Source organism: Methanosarcina sp. MSH10X1, assembly GCF_004099695.1.
GTDB lineage: Archaea > Halobacteriota > Methanosarcinia > Methanosarcinales > Methanosarcinaceae > Methanosarcina.
The window spans coordinates 250,874-273,993 of record NZ_SCHL01000001.1; the positions used below are offsets into that span (position 1 = coordinate 250,874).

Below are 23,120 nucleotides of genomic sequence, written 5' to 3' on the forward strand. Positions count from 1 at the left end.
TCCAGGATGTTATTCCAGGTTTTTACGAAGATATGGGGTCGGCTTTATCTACTGTAAAGAAATGTATAGGGGATCAGTTCAGAAAAATCAGAATAAAAAGATCCGGATCGATACGAAAATGATAGAAGCGAGCAATCCAGAAATAAATAAAGAAGGAAAGTCTGGAATCCCTGAAAATCAGAAAGAAATTTCAGAAAACGCCCCGAAAATCACAATCATCTGTTCTGCTCCTGACCTTGCCAGCCAGAATATTAAAGCCCGTCTTTTGAGCCTTAAAGAATGGAAACTCCTCGAACTTCCAGAAAATTCCGGATTCTCTGCAGCCAGGGAATCACGGGATGGAAAATTCAGGCTTATTGAAATAGAAGAAATGCATGTCTTTCAGGACGGACTCGACAGAAAGCTCGAAAATGCGAGACTCCCAGCCTCCCTCATAATTTTCGCCTCAAAGCACCGCAGCAAAGAAGAAATTTCTTCCCTTACCGTGCACTGCACAGGAAATCCTTCGGGCGAGGCAAGGCTTGGAGGCTGCCCTAAATCCCTTGCAGTTTCCTCCCCGGCTGCCATGAAATCCGTTCTTACTGAAATGAAGCGCCTGGTTGAGCAAAAAAGCCTGAAGTATGATGTTACCCTTGAAGTGACCCACCACGGGCCTACGGAACTTTCCGTTCCGTCTCTGTATGCAGAAATCGGAAGCACCGAGGTGCAGTGGAAAGATCCTGATGCAGGCGAGGTTGCTGCAAAAGCGATCCTTGCAGTTTCCCTTGAAAAAGTGCCTGTTGCCCTGGGTTTTGGAGGAGGGCATTATGCCATGCGCCAGACAGGGCTTCTGCTTGAGACCGAAATCTCTTTCGGGCATAATTTCCCCAAGTATCAGCTGGAATTCGTAGATGAAGCCCTTATCAGGCAGGCTGCCGAAAAATCAAAGGCTGATTTTGCTTATTTTGACCGGAAATCGATGAAAAGCGAAGATAGGAACAGAATTTCCGAAATTCTTGAGAAACTGGGGCTCAGGGTCTTCAAAGAATCCGAAATCAGGGATAATTATGGGCAATAACCCTAAAGCGAGTGATAAAGCAGGCCCGATTCTTCAGAAAGGCTATATTACTGTACATCCCCGCGCTCCAGTACACGGAACAGGATATAATGTTGCGTGTTGAGATATTCCCGGTATTCCTCCGCTTTCTTTTTGGGGGGAGCGCAGTTGTGGTTTCCACACTCATTGCAAAAAATTTCGGAGGCAGGCTTGGTGGAATTTTTGCAGCTTTCCCTGCCGTATACCTTGCATCAGTTCTGGGCCTGAGCATGGATTATAATGGTAGCGAACTGCTTCTGGTTTCAGAACAGCTTTCGAAAGGTGCGCTTGTGGGAATGATAGCCGATGTTTGCTGCGCCCTTGCTGCAAGTTATTTTATTCTCCGGTCCGGATGGAAAAGAGGGCTGGTCTACGCGCTTCTCCTCTGGGCTGTGCTTGCCCCTACAATATACTTTACGTGGTTTAGATTCTGAAAAAATTGTAAATTTCCGAAAAGAATGAGTAAAAAAGTAAGGAGTTGTATCATGAAACTGAATTTCAGGGAGCTTGCTATCAGATTCGCCTTCGGGGGAACTGCTGTTGCTGCCTGTTTCATCCTGCTTCAGATCATCCCCTCAAAATCCTTTGCAGGAGTTTTTATCGCTTTTCCAGCCGTCATGGCATCTGCCGTAATAATGGCAGGTTACTTCGGAACCTCAGAGCAGGCGTCTGATATTGCCCTCGGTACCAGCGCAGGGATGATGGGCTGTACTATCTGCGTACTCACTGCCGTTTTCTGCATGGAGCACCTTAACCGTTGGGGTCTTTCACTTGTTATTGCCATCTCAGTCTGGTTTTTCAGCTCATATTCCGCAACCCGGCTGATTCAAAGTTTACTGGAAAAAATAAGAGGAAAAAGACACCAGAGAACAGGTTATTGAAATCTCAGGCTCCAGAAGAGGCCCTGAACAGGAAATCTTTTCCCGGGTTTCTGTTTACAGTATCCTTTGCGGAAGATTCCGTGATTCATTCCCCTCCTAACTATTCCGGAATCTTCTATCTATATTTATTTTGTTATTTGCCTGAGCTTATTATTTTAATTTCATTGGTTCTCCGCAGCACATTACATTGCCACTACAGCAAGTGTCTGTAGCGCAGGAGACGTCTCCGCACTCTTTTACGACCTCAAGCTCAAAACCGCATTTTTCGCAATGAAGAACCTGACCCATTTTCAAATCTCCACAGTTCATTTTCATACCACCTCAAATTGCTTAATAGAAAAAGTATGTAATTTTGGTTCAAACTGTTTTTGAAACAATGATTCTGAACATCAGTCTTAGAAACAGTTATGTATGGAAATAATCTATTGAAACCCTGATCCGAAAATAGCTGGATGAAAGCACCATTTATCAAGTTCAGGCAGAAAGTTGAGGAAAGAAGTTCAAGCTAAATTCGGGATAACCGAAAATTATATAATTAGGAAAACCCTAACTAACAGGACAGATCGAGAATGAGGGAGAAAAAAGAGCATTTGTTCATAGTTTTTGAAAACCTGATCAAAATTAAAAGCGAATGCTCTTCTCAAGTCTTCTCCGAATGTGGGCTATCGGACCTTACTCTTAAGCAGATCCGATATCTAAAGACCATTGACGAGTGCGGGGACATAACGTTTAGCAGGCTTGCTAAATTGACCAGCAATTCAAAGCCCACCATCACCGAGATGATTAATAAGTTTGTCAAAATGGAGTGTGTCTACAGGGAGAAATCCCAGGATGATGGGAGAATTTTTTACATTCGTCTGACAGAGAAAGGGCAGACGATAGCCCAGGCTGAGGAGCACGCTTTATTGCAGGTTATTGAGAGGATAGCAAATTCGCTGGATGAGACAGAGGTGGACATGCTTATCAGAATTTTGGGAAAGATAAGATAATTTTTTTTGTCTGCGAAAATAGTTAGGTTAATTGAAACTAAATATTTGAGATAATAATTGAGACGATTGACAATGTATTCAGAACAAACCGGAGAAAACCGAGAGAAACTGGTAGTGCCTCTTTTTGAGATCGTGGTTTACCCCAGGAGCCGGACAAAGCTCATGGCTGACAAAGTCACCGGCGAAATCCTATTAAATGAAATGAAAAATGCCGAATCCGTGAACGCTATCGGGCTGACAGTAAAGAGCGGCGTAAAGGCTTCGGACCTGTCCGAAGATAGTTTGTATAAAACCGGAAATTTGCTTAAAATCACATTTGTACAGCCCGCCGATGACGGATATCTCGTTGTCGCGAAGGCTATCGAGCGGGTAGAAGCGGTCTCTCTGTACAGGCGGGACGGGCTATTCTATGCCACTTATAAGCCTGTTTATGACGTGCCGGACTTCGATGAGGATACTGAAGTCGAAGTTATGGCAAAAATAAAAAATACAATTCACGAAATAAGCAAGAAGTTCCAGGGTTCCGAACAGTTTACCCGCCCGATTGAGAAGATGGATTCCATTGACCAGGTAATGGGATTTGTCATGCCGTACATACCTGCAAAACTTGCCGAAAAGCAGAGGCTCCTGGAACTAGCTTCCGTTCGCGAACGGTATCTTCTGTTCTTTCATATCCTGACAAAGCAGAAAGATAATATCAATCTCCAGATCGAAATGGCAAAGAAAGTTACCGACAAAATAAGCAAGTCGAATAGAGAGGCTATGCTCCGTGAGCAGCTGAAGGTGATTCAGGAAGAGCTCAATCAGGGAGATGACTCTGCTTCAGGCGATGCCGCGTATAGAGAGAAGATCGAGAACTCGAAGATGCCTGATGAGGTAAAGAAGAAGGCTCTGGCTGAACTAAAGAAACTCGAAACCGGAGGCAGCCACAATCCTGAAGCCAATGTTATAAGGAACTATCTTGACCTTATGCTTGACCTGCCCTGGGTAACCGAGGAGAAAAAGAGCATCGACATTGCCGAAGCCAGGCGTGTGCTTGAGAGCAACCACAACGGGCTCGAGAAGGTTAAGGAAAGAATAATCCAGCATCTGGCCGTAATGAAACTGAAACGTGAGAAACAGGGCTCGATTCTACTCCTTACTGGACCGCCAGGAACCGGGAAAACAAGCCTTGGAAAAAGCATTGCCGATGCGCTTGGCAGGAAATACGTCAGGGTCAGCCTCGGAGGTGTCAAAGACGAAGCCGAAATCCGCGGTCACAGGCGAACATATGTAGGAGCCCTGCCCGGAAGGATTATTCAGGGCATGCGAAAAGCAGGCACGAAAAATCCGGTTTTTATCCTTGATGAGGTCGATAAGCTTTCAGCTTCCTACTCAGGAGACCCGGCAAGCGCCCTTCTGGAAGTTCTTGACCCTGAACAGAACGGTACCTTTTCAGACCACTATCTGGAGGTTCCATACGACCTGTCGGATGTGCTGTTCATAGCTACTGCCAACTCTATGGCAAGCATCCCCTGGCCGCTCCTTGATAGGATGGAAACTATCGAGATCTCAGGCTACACGAAGAATGAGAAGTTTGCAATTGCAAGAGACCACCTGCTTTCCTATATCCTGGAGGAGCACGGTCTTGATGCGGAAAAACTCAAAATTGAAGATGAAGCCCTGAAAGCAATCATCGATAAGTACACCCGCGAAGCCGGAGTCCGTGGACTTAAAAAACAGCTTGCTAAGACTGCAAGATTCGTATCCGAAAAGATAGTGTCAGGCAAGACCGACCTTCCTTACGTGGTCAGGGCTGATATGCTTAAAGAAATCCTCGGAAAAGAGGTAATCCGGCAGGAAGAGGCTAGAAAAGAGAATGTGCCCGGTGTGGTTACAGGGCTTGCCTGGACGCCTGTGGGAGGAGATATCCTTTTCATAGAAGGTACATTTATGCCAGGCAACGGCAAGCTTACGCTTACAGGCCAGCTCGGGGATGTGATGAAAGAATCTGCAAAGATATCTCAGAGCCTTGTAAGGTCAAGGCTTGCAAACACTGCAAACAGCTTTGACTTTACTTCAAGCGACATCCACATCCATGTGCCTTCAGGTGCAACCCCGAAGGACGGCCCATCGGCAGGTGTGACCCTCTTTACTGCCCTCACATCCCTGATTACGGGCAAAGCCGTTGACCCGAAGATCGCCATGACAGGTGAGATTACACTGAGCGGCGCCGTATTGCCTGTCGGCGGCATAAAAGAGAAAGTCCTGGCAGCTCACAGGGCAGGCATAAAGAAGGTAATTCTGCCAAAAGAGAACGAAAGGGATCTTGAGGATGTGCCTGAAGATGCCAGAAACGAACTTAAGTTCGTACCCGTAGAGACTATCGAAGAAGTCCTGAAAGAAGCCCTGGATCTTGACCTGCCGAGGCCGGTAGCGTCATATTCGGGAAACAGCTTCGCGCCTGTGCACAATGCATAAGCGTTGAAAACGATGCATGAGCAACGAAACTGGAGTTTTCCTTAACAGGTGCAGAATAGGGGATAGCGGCTTACCAGAGCCGCAAAACCCTATCTTTCTTTTAATTATTTCAAGTCTAATTTTCTTCTTTAATTTTATCCAATTTCTTTTTTCCTTTTGATTCATCCAAAATTCCACCTGGTTTTTATCTAGGGATTTAAAAGCATTTCAGTCCTTTTTTCCAGTAACTTTGTTAAACAAGGTTGGGAACGCAATTTCCACTTAATTAACTAAAATTAATCCAATTATATTTTCATTAGATTCACGAAATGCGCCTTTTTTACGATTCTGGCCGTCTTTAGAGTCCGATATATAAGACTCATGCCGCACGAGAGGCAAAGAAGGTTATAACCACATGCTTGAAATTAAATCAAAAATTAGAAAATTAAAAATTCGTATTCAGGTTTAAAATCATATTTTAAGTCCCTGATATTCCACTACACCTTTTTTAGCTTCTCTTTTTCTTATTGACAGCAAGTATTATCCTGTTTGGAGATTTATATAAAACCGGAACTTTTGGAGGTAAAACCATGAAAGTAATGGCAATAAACGGAAGCCCCAGAAAGAACTGGAATACAGCGACCCTGCTGGAGAAAGCTCTTGAAGGTGCAGCATCAGAAGGCGCAGAAACAGAAATTATCCATCTCTATGACCTTGAGTTCAAAGGCTGCATAAGCTGCTTTGCCTGCAAGGTAAAAGGTGGAAAAAGCCTTGCAAGATGCTCTATCAAAGATGAACTGACCCCTGTGCTTGAAAAGCTGGAAGAAGCCGATGCGGTAATCCTCGGATCGCCAATTTACCTCGGGAACTTAACGGGAGAAATGAGATCTTTTATGGAACGCTATGTATTTCCATATATCACTTACTCAGTTGATGTTCAGACGTTTTATCCGAAGAATATTTCAGTTGGTTACATTTACACTATGAATATAAAGGAAGAAGACTTTGGAATATTTTGCCTTGATAAGGTTTTTGAGATGAATGAGTGGCTTGCAACAAGGATCTTCGGGCATAGCGAATCTCTATGGAGTACCGACACATACCAGTTTGATGATTATTCAAAGTATCTTTCGTCGATATTCAGTCCTGGGGAGAAGGCAAAAAGGCGAAAAGAAGTATTTCCGCAGGACTGCCAGAAAGCCTTTGAGATGGGAGCAAGATTTGTTAAACGGCAAAAGGCTCTGGAAGCAGAGAAGGAGAAGTAATAGAAATTAAAGGGAAAAATAATAAAATTTAAGGAAAAAATTACTTAAACTCAGGCAGTTTCACCATATCCGTGAAGAACTGGCAAAAAAGTTAAATCTGTCCACAGCTTCAGGAGAAAGTCCCAGATCCTTAAATATTTCCCTGAAAACTGCCCTGTACTCATCTTCAGGTATCGTTTCTCCACTGCTTCCAGGTGGCATTATGGTATCCAGTCTGACATCACCTGAAGCATCCAGTTCAACTATGTACCTGTTCCCATTATCATAAGTCATTATCCTCGCCTCCGGGATAAAATATCTTACCGAACCCAGCCGGTTTCCGTCCTTATAAAAAACTTCTTCTCTGTCCGAACCTGCTGTCGAGTACGCATAAATACCCATAGGTGACCCGTGACTGGAATAGTCACTGTTTTCCATGAGATAGGCATATACACCCGGAAAATCCGGAGATTCATTCACCTGTATTTCAGCGTTCCAGGTCTGGTTTTGTGCTGCTTTTTTCAGAGCCCCAAGATAATTTTCCGAAGCTTTTTCATCCAGACTGAAGAGAAGCCCGAATTTTTCAAGCATCCATGAGTCATCCGGAAGCTCCGAAATCTGTAAGGGAGATCCGGGGTCGGAGTGGCTGAAGTTCGAAATCGCCACACAGGTTCTGGCTTCCGATCCTTCTTCACAAATGAAAACCGTAAGCTCGGAGTAACTATTATAATTAAACCTTATATCCTGCACACGAGCAGCACCTCCGAAACTTTCCCGGACTTCCGGGACATCACCGGGATCAAAGCCTGAAAAACTTCCGGGCCAGGGCCAGGAGCCTTCCACCTCATAACCAGCTTTCTCCGCTTTCGTAAGTACGGAATTGTAATCAAAAGAACCGATATCAACTTTCTCCCAGGTATAGTACCGGGAACTGTCAATCAAACCTATTATTAAAAAAGGGACGTAGAAACGCAGTACAAAAAGGAGAGGAAGAAGTAATAATAGTATTAGTATGACCTTTTGCTTATTCATTAAACCCTCAACTCCAGTAAATATCAATAAGCTGTGACACTATCAGTGTTACGAATAATATGTCAAATCTTAAAAGTTAAGAGGATACCAGGTAGCTTGCTGTAATATTACAATATAGTATAAAAATAATAAATAAGTTTGGCTTATTTTGCAAACTGTCAGGTCAAAAATTTGAGATAATTCAGAACTCAGAGAAGTCTACTTGAAACTCCAAAATAGAAATTCTGATAAGGAATAGGAAACTGAAAATCGAGGAAACTGAAAATCGGAAAAAATAAAAAATCAGAAGTTTCCTGTTCAGACAGTTCCCTTAATTCCTTTTTTCTGTAAAATAAACCATGTAACAAGCACAAGGGCTCCGCAACCCAGTGCAATAGTTCCGAGCACAGGAATCTTATCCGCCCATTCAAGGGAGATAAACCACATGCCTGCAGCCCCGAGAGTGAAATAGGTGAAAATCAGCAGGGAAGAAGCCGAACCCGTATCCCTGTCGACCTGTTCCAGCACAAGGTTGTTGCTCGGGGGGCGGCTAATGCCCACCGAAAAGGTGATAAGGAACATTGACAGGGCAAAGCTCCATGGGCTGTGCTGTCCGGTTGTAAGAAGAAGGATCCCGCCCAGGAAGATTCCTGCAAAACCCATGGTTATCAGCTTCCCGGAACTAAGAACCCTTCTTAACCTTAGACAGGTAATGGAGCCGACCATAATCGCAAGCGCATTGAAAGCAAAGAAGTAGCTGTACTTTTGCTCGGTGAGCCCGAATCCGGTAACATAGATGGTAGAGGAGCCTGCAATAAAACTGTAAAGAGGAAAAAGGCTGATTGACATTACCAGAACCATTACCAGGTAGAGGGGATTGAGCATGAGCCGGCCGTATGCATGCATTACTCTGGAAAAAGGAGTATTCGATACCGAGGACAGAGTCTCGGGAAAGCGAAATACCCCTAGCAGCCCGACTCCTCCCATAAAGGCCTGAATAACAAAAATCCAGGGCCAGGAAAAGTCAACAAGGATCCAGCCCCCGATTACAGGGGCGAGCATGGGGGCAATTGCCATTATAACGGCTGTATAGGCCAGAACTCTCTCCCTTTCCTGCCCTGAGAAAATATCCCTGGTCATTGCCATTGAGAGAGAAGAGCTTGCGGCAGCTCCTGCTGCCTGGAGCATGCGAGAGAATATTAACATGGATGCGCTTGACGCCAGAGCACAGAGAAAACTTGCAGCTATGTATACTGCAAGCCCGAATAGCAGAGGTCTGCGGCGGCCAAACCTGTCGGAAATCGGACCATAGAATAGAAGGAAAAAACCATAGGTAACGAAGAAGCAAACCAGGGTCAGGTTGATCACTGAGAGGGGCTGATTCCAGGTTTCGGCAAGAGAAGGAAGAGCAGGGAGCATCATATCTGTTGACATTGCGGGAAAAGCCGTTAAAAGAGCTAGCAGCGGCACTGTTCCCTTCAGATTATCTCGCAGGTTTCCGTTCTGGTTACCTTTAAAGTTATGTTTTTCTTTTTGAAAATGCATGGCAGGGTCCTTTTACGTTTTACTTATTGAATTTAATAACAAACTAACACAGGATGAATTGATGATAACAGAATAAACCTGTATAAAAGGATAACTGGAGTAGATAGAATAGATAGCCAAAGAACAGAGGGGTTTATAAAAGTTGTCAGTATACCCGGATTGATAAAGTTAATGCATAATCAAAGAGGCTGAACTGCAAAAATCAAAAAAGCTATCTATTGAAATCAAAATAGTTTGAACCGGGTAAGCATGAAAAACCTGCGAAAATACGGAACCTCTCCTTTCAGGCTTGCCGTTATCCACGGCGGCCCGGGCGCTGCGGGAGAAATGGCGCCTGTTGCAGAAGAACTCTCTGTTTCTGGAGGCGTGCTCGAGCCGCTTCAAACTGCAGTAACCCTTGAAGGGCAGGTGGGGGAGATCAGAAAAGTTCTGGAAGAATACGGCAGCACGCCGGTTACGTTAATCGGTTTCTCCTGGGGAGCCATGCTCAGCTTTATCTTTACTGCCCGGTATCCGCAGTTCGTAAAAAAACTCATACTTATCGGGAGTGGTCCCTACGAAGAGAAATACGCTGCAAATATAACAAAAATCCGCATAAACAGGCTTGGAGGGCAGGATCGGAAAGATTTCCTCCACCTGACTGAAGCCCTCAGTGATCCTTCAGCTAAAAATCTAAATGAGATCCTGTGCAGTTTTGGGAAATTAATCTCGAAAGCCGATGCTTATGATCCCCTTCCGCATGAAGACGAGCTGCTTGAGTGCAGCTATGAGATTTTCAAAGGCGTGTGGGAAGAGGCAAATGAATTAAGAAGCCGCGGGAAACTGCTTGAACTGGGGAAAGAACTTCACTGCCCGGTGGTTGCAATTCATGGTAATTACGACTCCCATCCTTTTGAAGGAGTTCGAGAACCTCTTTCCCGGACTTTAAAGGATTTCAGGTTCATTTTGCTGGAGAAGTGCGGGCACAAACCGTGGATTGAGAGAGAGGCAAAGGAGAGCTTTTACAGGCTACTGAAGAAAGAGGTTTAAATAAAATTAGTTTTTGTAACTGGTTGTGCTCTCATCTGTAAATTGGTTATTAACAGGCTTAGATTATAAGCTAGAGCCTTTATTCCACTCAACTAAAAGGGAAAAGTGAGAAACCTGATGGAACAGTCTCAGCTAATTTATTTTATTGCAGCCTCTGCTGCACTTACGCTTCTTCCGGGTCCTGACATCTTATTCGTACTGACCCAGAGCATTTCTCAGGGCAGGAAAGCAGGGATTGCAACCGCATCCGGGCTCTGCACAGGCGTACTTGCCCACACCACCGCAGCCGCGCTTGGGATTTCAGCTCTGGTTTATAAATCAGCTCTTGCTTTTGAAATCGTGAAATACGCAGGTGCAGCCTATTTGCTCTACCTTGCCTGGCATGCCTTAAAGGAACGCGACGAATTGATATCATCTGCTCCAGTCCGGGAAGCCGATATCCCTGCCCTTTACAGGCGCGGAGTTTTTATGAATATCTTAAATCCTAAAGTCGCGCTCTTCTTTCTCGCCTTCCTGCCCCAGTTCGTAAACATAAATGCAGGAAATATCCCGGCACAAATGATATTTCTGGGAATAGTTTTCATGGTTCAGGCCTGGTTGATCTTTTCCACAATCTCCGCCTTTGCCGGAACAGTCGGCGAGAAAATAATACAAAAACCAGGAATCGGGAAATATATTAACTGGGGAAAAGCCGGAATTTTCGCATCCATTGGAATTAAACTTGCTCTATCTCACAAATAAGTAAAAGGTTATCATTCAACGTAACCGGATAGTCAGCATAACGATAGTGAGTTATAACTGACTATCCGAGTTATTTAATTTTTGCATCTGCTTTACTGCGAATTTCTTAAAGTCTTCTGCCTCTATCACAGGAAACACATCGATCTGGCATAAATCGGTAAACGGTAGATTGTAAGCCAGGTAATCTTTGACAGTTTCCACGTCAAATAGAGTAACCACACGCCCGCCACCTGCATCAAACCATTGATTAATGACTTTTAAGCCATCTTGGGAATATGTTTTTTCCACATGCTCCCATCGTTTAAACAGCTCCATGGTATTTTCAGGGTCAAATGTTGTTATATCTAACAATAGCATGCTCTTCATTCCTGATCTGACTATTGATTATACAGTTTAAATTATTTGGTTATGTTTATTATTGCATATAAAGCTTATAAACATTTTGTAGAAAGACCAGTGGGTAAATTAAAAGTAGATTATAAAAGTGAATTGGAAAGTAAATTAAAAGAGTTATCTTCCAATTTTGCTCCGAATCACCTGAGACCCGAAACAGAAAAAAGTTAACTCGCTGGAAAAACCTCATGCCTGTTGGTTTAAAGTGCCAGCCACACGGTTTCAAGTATTAGCCATCAGAGTAGACAACCAAAAGCCAGTTAATGGTAGAAGATAATGTAAGTCAAATTCTTATGCTCCGGAATGAACTTTATGATAACGGACCCGAACCTTACACTATTTCATATTATCAACGGTATGGCTGGAAAAAGCCCTGCTCTTGACAGTACTGTGATATTTGCAGCAAAATATGTCATTTATATTTTCGGTGCTTATCTAGCATACCTGTGGCTTGTGAAAAACCAGCATCTTCAAGAGATTTTGTTTACAGGATATGCAGCTCTGCTTGGTATGGGAATAAATGTTTTCATTACCCTGTTTTATTTTCACCCCAGGCCCTTCATGATCCCTACCGGAACCCTGCTTATCGCGCATGCATCCGAATCTTCATTCCCATCCGACCATGCGACTATAATGTTTTCGCTTTCACTCATGCTTCTGGCATTTAAAGAATTAAGGCGTACTGGCGTGGTGTTTTTAATGCTTTCATGCATTAGCGGGCTTGCTAGAGTTTATTCCGGGCTGCATTTTCCTATGGACATTGCAGGCTCTTTACTTGCGGCTTTACTTTCAATGGGTATATTGCTGGCCCTGAAAAAGTATCTGATTCCTTTTAACAGGATATTGATTTCTTACTTTGAGAATATTAAGGAGAAAGTCAAAAAAAATGGTTTAAAATCTTCATAATAAATTTCGGAAAAGCTTTTTCCATCAAAATACTCCGGAAAGAAGTTGTTTGTATCCTGAGGGTGAAGAATTTCTATCTGCAAAGTGCAAACTTTAAACTAATATATAGTACCATATAAATCATAAATTGAGAGAGGGGGTAATCATCACGCCAAGAGTGATCCACTTTGAAATATCTGCAGGGAACGTCGAGAGAGCTAAAAAGTTTTATGAAACTGTATTCAGCTGGAAGATAGAGAGATCAGAAGGTTCGATGGAGTACTGGAACATTATAACCGGCGAGCAGGAAGAGCCGGGAATCGATGGCGGCCTGATGAAAAGGCAGGGAGGGGAACCGGGAGCGGATGCTCCGATAAGCACCTACATCTGCACAATAGACATTCCGAACATAGATGAATACCTTAGAAGGATACAGAAGCACGGCGGTACAGTAACTATGGAAAAGAAGCCCATACGTGGCGTCGGCTGGTACGCTTACTGTCTCGATACCGAAAAAAACATATTCGGGGTAATGCAGTCTGACAAGGACGCCAGATAATCTCTTTTTACTACTTTTTCTTACTCATCCTGAAATCTTATCCGGTCTATCCTGATTCGATGCGTAAAAGCGTATTTTGTAAAAGCGTATTTTTCAGGAGCTCATTTTTGAAACTTAATAGATATCGCAGTTAAAAAGAGATTGTGAAATTTTATGAAACAGTGTAAAACTAAATATTGCCGTCTAAATGCAAAAGAAATATAAACTACAAAACATCATTTTTTAGGCTTGGATCGACTCTTTGAATAAGCTTCATTTTCTGGATTGAGCTGATTTGCTCGATTGTCCTATTTGCCTTCTCCTGTTCTCGACTCTTTGAATAAGCTTCATTTTCTGGATTGAGCTGATTTGCTCGGTTATCTCTATTCGATTTCTTACTCATGTTTCCTCCACACTAAATCATATAATTTCATTTTTTAAATATTATTGTAAAGAAGAATATAGACTTAAAAATATACAAAGTGTTTACTCTGCATACGAAAACTATACAAGATATAGGAAAAACAGGTTTATTAGAGACTTGAATCATTTCATTTTGTGTGGGAAAGTGTTTGTATCTCCTATAAACAAGGAAATTAGAGCTATTGAATACTTTCAATATTTTCTAACCATAATATGTAACGATTGATAGGTAAAAAAATCTTAATATGTATAGCCTGACATATTAAATGCTGGAGGTAAAAAATGATTTTTTCAAAAGGATATACTTTTACGAAAGTGAGAACTTCACACGGTTCTGACATGTACGTCTCACGATTTGGGAGACTGGTAAAAGTCACGCCATGCAACCCGAATGTATATCTGTCTGAAGCGTATACAAGTGACTTGATTCATCAGATCGAGTGCGATAATTAAAAGAAGATATTTTTTCCTATTCTTTTCTTCTGGATATTCAAACTTGTATTTATTAAGATGGAATCGAGTTTGGTGACTAATCAAAAATTGGTCACTGAAAATTAAATTACCAGAATTTCGACCAAACTTTTTATTCCCTGACGCTCCAATTGATTCATGATTGACGAGTGTTTGAATCTGTTTTTTTAAGTGAAAAAACATAAAATGTAATCAAAGTATCAAAAACTTGACAAGTTTTTTATACTTGTTTGTTTTATACAGTTATAATTATGGTATGAATATTTGATACTATGACTTCGCCCCAGCTCCCTTTTCTCCATTGTGGCAGAGCCGTAGTATTAATGGTTATTATTTTTCAACGATTCATAAAACTAAAATATCAGAGGTTATCATGAAAGATTCTGAAATAAAAGTACTGGACGAAAACGACCTTATTTTTATTGAAACGCTAAAAACTCTTGGGATGTCCAGAAATGTCGCTACAACCATGGCATATCTTATGAATGTAGACGAAGCTACGTCCCAGGAAATTGAAATCAGTACCGGATTAAGACAACCTGAAATTAGTCTTGCAATAAGGTTAATGCACAATCAGTCCTGGGTTAGTGTGCGCTCAGAAAAAAAGCCTGGGAAAGGGCGACCGATGCAAATTTATACTCTCGCAGCCCCCGTTGATAAGATAATAAGCTATTATGAGGACAAGATTTACAAAGAATCTCAGGCAACCATCTCAGCAATCAAGAGGCTGAAACTGATGAGTAAAACGGTGTCTCTCACTTCCTCAAAGTGAAGGATTTCGAACAAGGTTAATTCCATAATGGCTGACAATCCTTTTTGGGAATTCACTATTATGGAAAAAACATTTAATACAGACCGCCTGATTATGCATATTCTCACTTAGCTTTTCTATCTGCTTATCTTTAATGTGTCAGCTGATCCTTCGACAGGCAAGGTCTTAGTGCAGTCAAAATACCTATCCTTATCCCGAGCTTCACTTAAATGGTAGCTTAGTATCATGTTAAACTGACTGGAAGGATAATATTATCTTTCATCTCAGGAGCCTGAAAAGCTAAAGAAGAGCACAGAGCAGGAAGAGAGATGAAGAAGCTTAAGATGACATTGCCAGACGACAGGAGCAGCTTAATAAGATGGCACAACGAGTTAGAGAGGTAGAATCGGGGAAATGATGATAAAAAAAAAGAGAAATAAGAGCAATTTGGTAAATAAAGGAAAATTAATAATTCCATGCAAATACGGAGGACTTTGTATTAAGCACCCCAGTACTATGGCAGATGTGGTTTGCATAGGATGCGAGAGAGAAATAATAATGTGAAAAGAGATTTTTTAGAGTTGAATGAAATAGGCTTCTTTTTTCTGGGATCGAACAAACTGATAGTAAACTAATTTCATCCTATTTTAATTTTTTTCAGAAAGATTTCCAATGACCAGTACCTCATTGATTATTCTAAATCAAGATTAAGAGAAGCATTTTTGAGTTTTGTGATAGGCTAATAAAACCTCAATACTACAGCTTCTTTTAGTATTTTTAGAACTTCTATAGGAACTTAATTAATCGAGACATCTTTTAAAACTCGGCTGAAAAAGGATTGTTAACGATATGTGGGGGTTGGGCATCTGGATATTGGGGAGTTGGGGGGTATGGGGTGGTTATTAAAAAGAGTTAAAAACAAGTCTTTAATGACCTTCCAGATGCCCAGGACTCTAATATACTTCATCATATATAAATATCGAGGATATGACTGAGCACATCCCATCTGTAGATCTTATCTGCTCATTGGAAATTTCATTACTGACAGCTTATTTCACCCATCTCTTCCATATTTTATTCCAGTTTCAAGATGAACAGAACAATAAAACATTGAAAGCAGTTACAGGCTCTGTACAATTATCATTATTTCGGTTCTGGTTCTCACTCTCTGGAGCCATAGGAAACGTATTAAGCGATCCTTAAAACTTTCTCGCCTTATTAGTGCTTATAATTGCTTGCTTTTTATATTGAAATTCAGGCGAGGACAGAATAAAGGACTCTTTTTGCTATCTTCTCCTTTTTCAGTTCCAAACTGCCTACAGCTTCAGGGTACAGATCTTTTAACAGAATTTTATTGAAGCTTTAAGGGCAAATAATGAAGCCTCTGAGTATTTTCGGTGCTTTCCATTAACTTCATATCCTTTCTTTTCCAAAAAATCATAGTAATCGTAAATATCCCATTTAGTAAGTTCGGCGAAAGGTTTCGTGCACCACTTCGCAAAAGGTAGAAGTCTGCTGTAATGATGAACCAGAGTACGCTCTTTGACTTTACAGCCATGCTTTTTTCATGCATGTGCTTTTTCAAGTATCCGTAGTTCTCAGGGAGAATTTCATGCTCAGAAGCTTCAAACTTTCTGATCCAGTAATCAACAGTGAAACTACTGTCAGCCATGATATAGCATACAATACCAGAGCAGGCAAAAGCTCTCATTTCAGGCATATTAAGCCCATTAAAGCCCTCACCTTCGGGGAAGCCCTTTTTGATATTATCAAAGATTCAGCCCACCTTGGGGGAGCTCCGCTGAACCTTGCAGCCCATCTCGCAAAATTGGGAGCAAAACCCGCTGTGATCACGGCAGTGGGGAAGGATAAACTTGGCGAAATCCTGCTCGCAAGGGCTAGAGCAATGGGAATTGACACTTCATATATCCTTATTGATGAAAAAAAGCCCACAGGGACGGTTACTGTCGAACTTCAGGCTGAAGGAATCCCGGTTTTTACGATTAACGAAGGCGTTGCCTGGGATGCAATTACGCCGGATGAAGAGAAATTCAGGGCTCTTTCAGGAGAGGAATGGGACGTTTTCTGCTTTGGCACCCTTGCCCAGAGGACGGAAGAAAACCGCAAAACTCTGGAAAGGCTGCTTTCGGAAATAAGGTCAAAGCATTTCTTTTACGACATAAACCTGAGAACCGGATTTTACAAAAAAGAGTGGATACTGTTCTCCCTTGAACACACGACAATATTAAAAATGAACGAAGAAGAAGCCGATTGGCTCTCAAACCTGATTTCCGATATTGCAGACCCCTGCAAACCTTTCTGCTCCTACGAAGTCTTTTGCCGGTTCCTTACGGGAAAATACCCCGGAATATCCGTAATCTGTATAACAAAAGGTCCAAGGGGAGCTGCTGTTTACCATAAAGGCGTTTATGAGGAGGTAGAAGCTACTCCTGTAAGGGTTGCGGATACCGTAGGAGCGGGAGATGCCTTTTCCGCAGGTTTCCTTTATGCCTGCCTCTCAGGGCAAGGTGTCTCGAAAGCCGCGTCAATAGCCTCCATTCTTGGGACATATGTTGCATCAAAACCGGGTTCTGTGCCCGAATACTCAGAAGAGCTCAGGGAAAAACTCAAAGCCTGGGGATTGGATTTAAGCTCGGTTAGAAATTAAATATTTCAACTAATTGATACAGCAATATTAAAAAGGAATTCCCCAGAGAGGAAACCATTTTTCTACATTTTTTTCGACAGGCATTTCCCTCTCCATTTCTGCCCTTAGCCTGAACTCAAAGGGGTTGTCTCTCTGCTTGCCTGATAGCGGGACAAAGGGATAATAGGTTCCCTGCTTAAAATTGTAGATCCAGTAAACTGCTTTTCCGCCGCCGGATTTTCCGGCTTCGGGCTCGCTGTCAAACCTGTAAATGGCACAGAGAAGCTGTTCGCCAAAGCCGTGCTCTTCAAGGGTCTCACTTACAAGGTGAATGCTTGCAACAAGATCCTCAAAGTCCGGGTCTTTGAAAATAGCCCACAGGAAGTTAAATTCATCTTTCTCAAGCCTGAATTCGGTTTTTGTTTCCTTTGAGCTGTATTCCAGAAGTTCCTGAATCTCTTTTCGCGCAGATTCGTACGCGGAAGCCCCTATAGGCTTAAAGCAAATCCCTGCAGCTCCTGATGGTTTCAGGTTCAGGCTGCTTTCCAGAGTAATGCTTGCCGTGGAGATTGCAAAGAGCTTGTCGGTTTTTGCTTTCGGGAGCCTGCTCCTCCCGAGAACCGCATCCATAAAATCCCGGAAACCCATTTAATTTCTCCTTACTTACTCATACCTGAAGGTATTCTGTTGATTTATACCTGTTTAAGCCATGTCCTGCTGCATTTTTTCAAGTCTTGCTATTCTTTTTTCAACGGACGGATGGGTGGAGAAAATATCCATTATAGAAGAACCTGAGAGTGCAGGCACCGTGAAAAAGGCATTCATTCCTTCTACTGACCTGAGGTCCTGGCTCGGAACCCTCGCCATAACCCCGCTTATCTTCATGAGGGCAGATGCGAGAACAGACGGCTGACCGGTAATAACGGCTGCGCCCCGGTCTGCAGCATACTCTCGGTAGCGGGAAAGGGCACGAATCAGTATGAAACTGACAATCCAGACCGCAATTGAAACCAGCCAGATAAATATAATGCCTCCGCCATCCCGCCGCCGGTCTCCTCCCATACCTCCGAAATATAAGCTGTAGCGCATAAAGTAGAAAGCTAGAGTCGAGATGAAGCTGGCAATTGTCATCACAGCCATGTCCCTGTTCTTGACATGACTGAGTTCATGGGCAAGCACGGCTTCAAGTTCGGCTGGGGAGAGCTTATCCAGAATCCCTGTCGTAACTGCAACGACTGCTTTATTCTGGCTCCGGCCTGTCGCAAAGGCATTCGGGATCTGAGATTTGACAATTGCCACCTGAGGTTTCGGGAGATCAGCTATTGCGCAGAGCCTGGTGATCATTCCGTGCAGTTGCGGAGCTTCACTTTCAGAAACAACATGCGCTCCGGTTGACATAAGTACCAGTTTGTCCGAATAAAAATATTGTATAGCCATGAAAAACCCGACAAACAGAACCATAAAAACCGGAGGCGTTCCGTAGTACGAGAGAAACGCCAGGAAAAAAAGGTAAACTACTGCCAGAAGAAACATTGTGAAAATCATCCGTCCCTGAAGTCCCAAGTCCCGTTGCCACTTTCGTTTCATTGATTACAGCTCCTTAATTTGATTGAGAGAGTGAATAAAATTGCAGTTAAATGAAGTTAAATTGTAATTAAATCTGAGTTAAATTATAATTATGCATACGTTAATAAAAGCCAGGTCCCAGTAGATAAACTTACAGGTGGTTAACCTCCAGATCAAATATTTGCACTATACACAGGTAAATTGAAAGAGGAGTCTAAACAAAGGCAGCAAGAGCATGATATAGCCTGATTTTCACCTTGGAGACGAAGATTAGCTCAGCTATATATATCCAATAAAATATTTCCTCAAAGATTAAAATTCTTTCCCCTTACGAAATAACTCAGAATTCCTGCGGTTTCAAGAGATTGTTTAAGAGATTAGCTCAAGGATAGCGTTTATCAGATCGAATCGAAGGAAGAGATAAAATCCGGGAAGCTAACTTACCAGACAGAGTAAAAAGAAGGGGATAAACTGAAAAATTAATTTGCCAGATAGAATAAAAAACTTTAAAGAATAGCAAAAGGTTCAGACGCGAACAATACAACTGGAGATCTGGCGTATGAAAAATAGCAGAATATTTATAATTGATATGTAATTTCTCTGATAGACTTACAAACGGATAAGAAGTTTAAATTTATACAAATTGGTATAAGAATACGAAATAAAATTTATAAAACTGAATAATAGGGTTTATAAATTCTGCATTCATCTATGGAGAATACGATGAGACTCATCTGAAAAAAGATGCCTTTCCTGCAGAATCTCCCCGGGCGGCAGGAATTAGGAGACTGCTATCAGAAGTAAATTCTGTCATTAGACTCTCTTATTAAAATTGGCATCTCCTGTTAAAAATTAGTCTTTCCTTATTGAAAAAAAGTTACGGGTCCAGCCATGCAAAATATACTCTCAGTCCAATCCCTTACAAAAAAATTCGATGATTTTACGGCTGTGAAAGATATAAGCTTCAATGTTAAGACCGGTTCGATATTTGCTTTTCTCGGGCCAAACGGGGCAGGCAAATCCACAACCATTAAAATGCTCACAACCGTCCTTAAGCCCACATCAGGGGAAATAAGCATTAACGGTTTCGATGCACTCAAAGAACAGGACAGGGCTCGCGCATCTTTCGGGATAGTCTTCCAGGATCACAGCCTTGACGACGAGCTGACAGCTTACGAGAACATTGTTTATCATGCCGTAATCTACAAAGTCCCCAAAAAAGAGAGGGCTGAAAGAATCCGAAAAGCCCTGGAGATTGTCGGGCTCTGGGACAGGCGGGAAGATTATGTTAAAAAGTATTCAGGCGGAATGAAGCGCAGGCTTGAGATTGCGCGGGCGCTTGTCCATTATCCAAAAATCCTTTTTCTCGACGAACCGACAGTAGGGCTTGACCCTCAGACCCGAAACTCAATCTGGAACCACATCAAGAGCCTGAATCAGGAAAAAGGAATGACAATTTTTCTTACCACGCACTATATGGAAGAAGCCGAAGCAATTGCAGACCAGATCGCAATTATTGATCACGGAAAAATTATAGAATCCGGTACTGTTGAAGAAATAAAGAGACGGACAGAAACCGAATCTCTGGAAGAGGCTTTTCTGAAATTGACAGGGAGGGATATCAGGGATGAGAATAACGGGTCTGGAGTTAAAGCGCGAACGATAAGGGGCATGAGAAGGAGGAAGAGGAATTGATCGAGGTAATCTATGTCCTCTGGCTCAGGCAGATAAAACACTACTGGCGCTCCAAAGCCAGGTTGCTGGGTTCTCTCGGGCAGCCCCTGCTCTTCCTGGTGACATTCGGGTTCGGATTCGGCCCCATGTATACGCGGGCAAGCGGCGGGGCAAACTACATGGATTTCCTTGCGCCGGGAATTGTTTCCATGTCGATTCTGTTTACTGCTGTTTTTTCAGGGCTTGAGGTAATCTGGGACAGGCAGTTCGGCTTTCTCAAAGAAACACTCGTAGCCCCGATCTCAAGGACAGAAATAATGATTGGAAAAACCCTTGGAGGCGCAACCATAGCCATGATCCAGGGCCTGATCGTGCTGAGCCTGACTTATGTGCTCGGGTTCAGGATTCCTGATCTCGCAAGCCTCGGGCTCGGGCTGGTCTTTATGTTCCTGATAGCGGTCTTCTTTACGGGCCTCGGCCTTGCCATTGCCTCAAAAATGAAAGATATGCACGGTTTCCAGCTCATCATGAATTTCCTGATTATGCCCATCTTCTTTCTGTCCGGCGCCCTCTTCCCCCTTGAAAACCTGCCGTCGCCGATTTATTTCATAAGCAGGATCGATCCCCTGACCTACGGGGTGGACGGCTTAAGGGGAGCCCTTGTCGGAATGAGTACATATGGAGTCTATAATGACCTGGCAGTAATAGGTTTACTCTCAGTTCTCGTTTGCGCAATCGGGACAGTACTTTTCTCGAAGCTTGAGGCCTAAGCGTCTTTTTCGCTCAAGCCTTTTTTGAAAAGGCTTGTTATCTTTTCTCGAAGCTTGCAGCGTAAGCGCCTTCTTCCTTCCGAAATACGGGTTTGAAGCCCAAAGTTCCGCATGAATCAAAGTATTATATATAGCATTAATGTTTATTCTACATCGTTATCGTATTATTATATACCTTAAATCCGATAGCTATTAATCGTATCCGGAATTTACGGCTTACACGACATTACTCAGTATTTACAGCAGATCCTTTGAATTGACGTGTGAAAAGATTCTTTAAATTGACATGATTTTTTAAATTGGCATATGAAAAAATGAGGCATTGCAGATGCTGGATTTTAGCGAATTCTTATTCCTGGGAGCTTTTCTCGGTCTTGCAGCAGGTATGTCTCCGGGCCCCCTGCTGGCTGTAACCATTTCCGAAACTCTACAGCACGGCAAATGGGAAGGTATAAAGGTTGCAATATCTCCCCTGATTACGGATCTGCCAATAATTTTATTCATTTTATATTTTCTGTCGCATTTGACAAATTATAGTTCTATTATCGGTATTATTGCATTTTCCGGGGCTTCCTATCTCATATATTCAGGAGTGGAAGCCCTGAAAACCAGACCGGATAGTATTGAATTAAACGTAGAAAAAAAAGATGCCCTTAAAAAGGGAATTATTGTTAACTTCGGGAACCCACACCCATATATCTTCTGGATCTCGATAGGCGGGCCGATAATTTTTAAGAGCCTGCACGCTCACATTTCAGCTACAATTTTATTCATACTGGGTTTTTATAGCTTTCTCGTAGGCTCAAAAATCGTTATAACACTAATTGTAGAGAAATCAAAGTCTTTTATCAACAGCAAATATTATTTTTTGATCATTCATATGCTGGGAATTGCACAGATCGTATTCGGACTTGCTTTTATAAAAATGGGTCTTGAATCATTCAATGTAATATAATTTTAGTTTTTTGTTTTCAATTTCACAATAGATTAAGGTAGTAATTAAAAGATCTGAAACCTATTAACTCAAGCCTACTTCCGATCTACATAGGCAAACTGAGTAAGTAATACCTTCTGTTGAGTTCGAACGAAAAACAGGACTACTTAAACTGTCCTGTATCCTGACCCGTAAAAGATTATTAGTCATCTCTACTGTTATTGTCACATGCGGAACCGGACAGCGATCAGAGCCTAGGCAAAAAACTCGCAACACAGCTTCAGCTTGTTTTACAACAATAATTCAGAAGTATTCAAAATTAAGAAAAGAATCAATTGTCTGAAATCAATGCTCTGAAAATCAGTTTAGAAGTAGATGGTAGAGTCTGAGTCCCTATTCTCAGGTCCCTACCTGCGATCCAACACAAAGATTAAGAGGAAACCCTATTACTCTTAATCTGTACCTTTATAATGGCCCGGTTATATATATCATAAACGATACGAAACATTGGTTCTGAGTTGAATTTTTAATATAATTGAAGAATTATATTATATTAAAAATTATAACGATATTAAAACAAAATATACAGGACGATTTTTTGTTTAAAAACAATTTTTTGTATAATTAATTTAAAATAATTTGTTTCTATTATATTCTGGAGTTAGGAAGTCCAGTCTGAATATGGTTTGGGGAATCATCTTTCAATAAAAAAATCCTCAATCAAAAAATCCTCAATAAAACAATCATCTGAGCCGCTGATCTTTCCTCGGAAAGTATGCCTTGGGAGCATAACTTCGGAGAAACTGTACCGGGGATACAGTATCAGCATTTCCGGTTTTCTTCTTACATTATATTTCGATGCTTTCAATATACTCTTACATCTTCAGTTTTCAATATTTTCGACTTGTTCCAAATATATTTGTTATCAGTCTGCTAGTAGACTGATATATCCTAGTAGACTGATATATCCTAGTAGACTGATATATCCTCCAGTTAAAGATCTTCTAAATTAAAATTAAGACAAAAAGATATTTGTTCCGATTCTCCACCTGCAAGCTTCAGGGTTTTGTCGGAACGTATCTTAAAATTATTGCGATGATCCCTTCGACAAAAC

The 23,120-nt window shown here is 42.0% G+C and carries 22 protein-coding genes; 16 read left to right on the forward strand and 6 right to left on the reverse strand.

Annotation, left to right across the window (positions count from 1 at the left end; translation table 11 throughout):
• Nucleotides 1-118 precede the first annotated feature (118 nt).
• The 3 genes from EQO05_RS01025 (at nt 119) to EQO05_RS01035 (ending at nt 1,956) form a co-directional block, all read left to right on the forward strand.
• The gene (locus EQO05_RS01025) at nt 119-1,057 is read left to right on the forward strand and encodes a D-aminoacyl-tRNA deacylase (RefSeq protein ID WP_128502911.1); all 939 of its coding nucleotides are present in this window, start codon (nt 119-121) and stop codon (nt 1,055-1,057) included.
• An 89-nt stretch (nt 1,058-1,146) separates the two neighbouring features.
• A complete protein-coding gene (locus EQO05_RS01030; RefSeq protein WP_128502913.1) occupies nt 1,147-1,509 on the forward strand; it encodes a DUF3147 family protein in 363 nt (120 codons plus the stop codon).
• 51 nt (nt 1,510-1,560) lie between these two features.
• Nucleotides 1,561-1,956, forward strand: coding sequence for a DUF3147 family protein (locus EQO05_RS01035; protein WP_128502915.1), 396 nt, complete (start codon nt 1,561-1,563; stop codon nt 1,954-1,956).
• A gap of 150 nt (nt 1,957-2,106) precedes the next feature.
• Here EQO05_RS01035 and EQO05_RS15330 read toward each other — a convergent pair whose 3' ends face one another.
• Nucleotides 2,107-2,265 carry a hypothetical protein gene (locus EQO05_RS15330; RefSeq protein WP_164888431.1) on the reverse strand — a complete coding sequence of 53 codons (159 nt, stop codon included), beginning with the start codon at nt 2,263-2,265 and terminating at the stop codon, nt 2,107-2,109.
• A gap of 260 nt (nt 2,266-2,525) precedes the next feature.
• Between EQO05_RS15330 and EQO05_RS01040 the strand changes: the two genes are divergently transcribed.
• From EQO05_RS01040 to EQO05_RS01050, 3 genes are all read left to right on the forward strand, one after another.
• Nucleotides 2,526-2,945 (forward strand): MarR family winged helix-turn-helix transcriptional regulator, encoded by a 420-nt coding sequence (locus tag EQO05_RS01040; RefSeq protein ID WP_128502917.1) that lies wholly within the window; start codon nt 2,526-2,528, stop codon nt 2,943-2,945.
• Nucleotides 2,946-3,017: 72 nt separating this feature from the next.
• Nucleotides 3,018-5,405 carry an endopeptidase La gene (gene lon, locus EQO05_RS01045; protein ID WP_128503144.1) on the forward strand — a complete coding sequence of 796 codons (2,388 nt, stop codon included), beginning with the start codon at nt 3,018-3,020 and terminating at the stop codon, nt 5,403-5,405.
• Between the two features lie 569 nt (nt 5,406-5,974).
• Entirely contained in the window at nt 5,975-6,649 is a 675-nt protein-coding gene (locus EQO05_RS01050; RefSeq protein ID WP_128502919.1) for a flavodoxin family protein, read from the forward strand.
• A gap of 60 nt (nt 6,650-6,709) precedes the next feature.
• On the opposite strand, the gene EQO05_RS01055 is transcribed toward EQO05_RS01050, so the two are convergent.
• A complete protein-coding gene (locus tag EQO05_RS01055) occupies nt 6,710-7,660 on the reverse strand; it encodes a hypothetical protein (protein ID WP_128502920.1) in 951 nt (316 codons plus the stop codon).
• A gap of 297 nt (nt 7,661-7,957) precedes the next feature.
• A complete protein-coding gene (locus tag EQO05_RS01060) occupies nt 7,958-9,184 on the reverse strand; it encodes a multidrug effflux MFS transporter (RefSeq protein WP_128502922.1) in 1,227 nt (408 codons plus the stop codon).
• A gap of 249 nt (nt 9,185-9,433) precedes the next feature.
• Here EQO05_RS01060 and EQO05_RS01065 point away from each other — a divergent pair, with 249 nt between their 5' ends.
• Nucleotides 9,434-10,213: an alpha/beta fold hydrolase gene (locus tag EQO05_RS01065; protein WP_128502924.1), complete on the forward strand. Its 780-nt coding sequence runs from the start codon at nt 9,434-9,436 to the stop codon at nt 10,211-10,213.
• A 117-nt stretch (nt 10,214-10,330) separates the two neighbouring features.
• Nucleotides 10,331-10,954 carry a LysE family translocator gene (locus tag EQO05_RS01070; protein WP_240664256.1) on the forward strand — a complete coding sequence of 208 codons (624 nt, stop codon included), beginning with the start codon at nt 10,331-10,333 and terminating at the stop codon, nt 10,952-10,954.
• Between the two features lie 51 nt (nt 10,955-11,005).
• Here EQO05_RS01070 and EQO05_RS01075 read toward each other — a convergent pair whose 3' ends face one another.
• A complete protein-coding gene (locus EQO05_RS01075; RefSeq protein WP_128502928.1) occupies nt 11,006-11,320 on the reverse strand; it encodes a DUF3303 domain-containing protein in 315 nt (104 codons plus the stop codon).
• 339 nt (nt 11,321-11,659) lie between these two features.
• Between EQO05_RS01075 and EQO05_RS01080 the strand changes: the two genes are divergently transcribed.
• From EQO05_RS01080 to EQO05_RS01095, 5 genes are all read left to right on the forward strand, one after another.
• Nucleotides 11,660-12,253 carry an undecaprenyl-diphosphatase gene (locus EQO05_RS01080; protein WP_128503146.1) on the forward strand — a complete coding sequence of 198 codons (594 nt, stop codon included), beginning with the start codon at nt 11,660-11,662 and terminating at the stop codon, nt 12,251-12,253.
• Between the two features lie 157 nt (nt 12,254-12,410).
• Nucleotides 12,411-12,791 (forward strand): VOC family protein, encoded by a 381-nt coding sequence (locus EQO05_RS01085; protein WP_370273515.1) that lies wholly within the window; start codon nt 12,411-12,413, stop codon nt 12,789-12,791.
• Nucleotides 12,792-13,475: 684 nt separating this feature from the next.
• Nucleotides 13,476-13,646, forward strand: coding sequence for a hypothetical protein (locus EQO05_RS15335; RefSeq protein ID WP_164888432.1), 171 nt, complete (start codon nt 13,476-13,478; stop codon nt 13,644-13,646).
• A 391-nt stretch (nt 13,647-14,037) separates the two neighbouring features.
• Nucleotides 14,038-14,436 carry a transcriptional regulator protein gene (locus EQO05_RS01090; protein ID WP_128502930.1) on the forward strand — a complete coding sequence of 133 codons (399 nt, stop codon included), beginning with the start codon at nt 14,038-14,040 and terminating at the stop codon, nt 14,434-14,436.
• A gap of 1,591 nt (nt 14,437-16,027) precedes the next feature.
• Entirely contained in the window at nt 16,028-17,083 is a 1,056-nt protein-coding gene (locus EQO05_RS01095) for a carbohydrate kinase (RefSeq protein WP_128502932.1), read from the forward strand.
• Nucleotides 17,084-17,110: 27 nt separating this feature from the next.
• Here EQO05_RS01095 and EQO05_RS01100 read toward each other — a convergent pair whose 3' ends face one another.
• Both EQO05_RS01100 and htpX read right to left on the reverse strand, forming a co-directional pair.
• Nucleotides 17,111-17,710, reverse strand: coding sequence for a hypothetical protein (locus EQO05_RS01100; RefSeq protein ID WP_128502934.1), 600 nt, complete (start codon nt 17,708-17,710; stop codon nt 17,111-17,113).
• 54 nt (nt 17,711-17,764) lie between these two features.
• On the reverse strand, nt 17,765-18,649 hold the full coding sequence (htpX, locus tag EQO05_RS01105; protein ID WP_128502936.1) for a zinc metalloprotease HtpX: 885 nt from the start codon (nt 18,647-18,649) through the stop codon (nt 17,765-17,767).
• An 870-nt stretch (nt 18,650-19,519) separates the two neighbouring features.
• On the opposite strand from htpX, the gene EQO05_RS01110 reads away from it, so the two are divergent.
• The 3 genes from EQO05_RS01110 to EQO05_RS01120 all read left to right on the forward strand — a co-directional run bounded on the left by EQO05_RS01110 (nt 19,520) and on the right by EQO05_RS01120 (nt 22,027).
• A complete protein-coding gene (locus EQO05_RS01110; protein WP_128502938.1) occupies nt 19,520-20,323 on the forward strand; it encodes an ABC transporter ATP-binding protein in 804 nt (267 codons plus the stop codon).
• Nucleotides 20,320-21,072, forward strand: a complete 753-nt coding sequence (locus tag EQO05_RS01115; RefSeq protein WP_128502940.1) for an ABC transporter permease — start codon at nt 20,320-20,322, stop codon at nt 21,070-21,072. The genes EQO05_RS01110 and EQO05_RS01115 overlap by 4 nt, the downstream gene beginning before the upstream one ends.
• A gap of 328 nt (nt 21,073-21,400) precedes the next feature.
• The gene (locus tag EQO05_RS01120; protein WP_128502942.1) at nt 21,401-22,027 is read left to right on the forward strand and encodes a LysE family translocator; all 627 of its coding nucleotides are present in this window, start codon (nt 21,401-21,403) and stop codon (nt 22,025-22,027) included.
• The last annotated feature ends 1,093 nt before the right edge of the window (nt 22,028-23,120 follow it).

Bases quoted from the DNA above. Each gene is read 5' to 3' on its own strand.
- EQO05_RS01025 (WP_128502911.1), top strand. From the start codon at position 119: ATGATAGAAGCGAGCAATCCAGAAATAAATAAAGAAGGAAAGTCTGGA.
- EQO05_RS01030 (WP_128502913.1), top strand. From the start codon at position 1,147: ATGTTGCGTGTTGAGATATTCCCGGTATTCCTCCGCTTTCTTTTTGGG.
- EQO05_RS01035 (WP_128502915.1), top strand. From the start codon at position 1,561: ATGAAACTGAATTTCAGGGAGCTTGCTATCAGATTCGCCTTCGGGGGA.
- EQO05_RS15330 (WP_164888431.1), bottom strand. From the start codon at position 2,265: ATGAACTGTGGAGATTTGAAAATGGGTCAGGTTCTTCATTGCGAAAAA.
- EQO05_RS01040 (WP_128502917.1), top strand. From the start codon at position 2,526: ATGAGGGAGAAAAAAGAGCATTTGTTCATAGTTTTTGAAAACCTGATC.
- lon (WP_128503144.1), top strand. From the start codon at position 3,018: ATGTATTCAGAACAAACCGGAGAAAACCGAGAGAAACTGGTAGTGCCT.
- EQO05_RS01050 (WP_128502919.1), top strand. From the start codon at position 5,975: ATGAAAGTAATGGCAATAAACGGAAGCCCCAGAAAGAACTGGAATACA.
- EQO05_RS01055 (WP_128502920.1), bottom strand. From the start codon at position 7,660: ATGAATAAGCAAAAGGTCATACTAATACTATTATTACTTCTTCCTCTC.
- EQO05_RS01060 (WP_128502922.1), bottom strand. From the start codon at position 9,184: ATGCATTTTCAAAAAGAAAAACATAACTTTAAAGGTAACCAGAACGGA.
- EQO05_RS01065 (WP_128502924.1), top strand. From the start codon at position 9,434: ATGAAAAACCTGCGAAAATACGGAACCTCTCCTTTCAGGCTTGCCGTT.
- EQO05_RS01070 (WP_240664256.1), top strand. From the start codon at position 10,331: ATGGAACAGTCTCAGCTAATTTATTTTATTGCAGCCTCTGCTGCACTT.
- EQO05_RS01075 (WP_128502928.1), bottom strand. From the start codon at position 11,320: ATGAAGAGCATGCTATTGTTAGATATAACAACATTTGACCCTGAAAAT.
- EQO05_RS01080 (WP_128503146.1), top strand. From the start codon at position 11,660: ATGATAACGGACCCGAACCTTACACTATTTCATATTATCAACGGTATG.
- EQO05_RS15335 (WP_164888432.1), top strand. From the start codon at position 13,476: ATGATTTTTTCAAAAGGATATACTTTTACGAAAGTGAGAACTTCACAC.
- EQO05_RS01090 (WP_128502930.1), top strand. From the start codon at position 14,038: ATGAAAGATTCTGAAATAAAAGTACTGGACGAAAACGACCTTATTTTT.
- EQO05_RS01095 (WP_128502932.1), top strand. From the start codon at position 16,028: ATGCTCAGAAGCTTCAAACTTTCTGATCCAGTAATCAACAGTGAAACT.
- EQO05_RS01100 (WP_128502934.1), bottom strand. From the start codon at position 17,710: ATGGGTTTCCGGGATTTTATGGATGCGGTTCTCGGGAGGAGCAGGCTC.
- htpX (WP_128502936.1), bottom strand. From the start codon at position 18,649: ATGAAACGAAAGTGGCAACGGGACTTGGGACTTCAGGGACGGATGATT.
- EQO05_RS01110 (WP_128502938.1), top strand. From the start codon at position 19,520: ATGCAAAATATACTCTCAGTCCAATCCCTTACAAAAAAATTCGATGAT.
- EQO05_RS01120 (WP_128502942.1), top strand. From the start codon at position 21,401: ATGCTGGATTTTAGCGAATTCTTATTCCTGGGAGCTTTTCTCGGTCTT.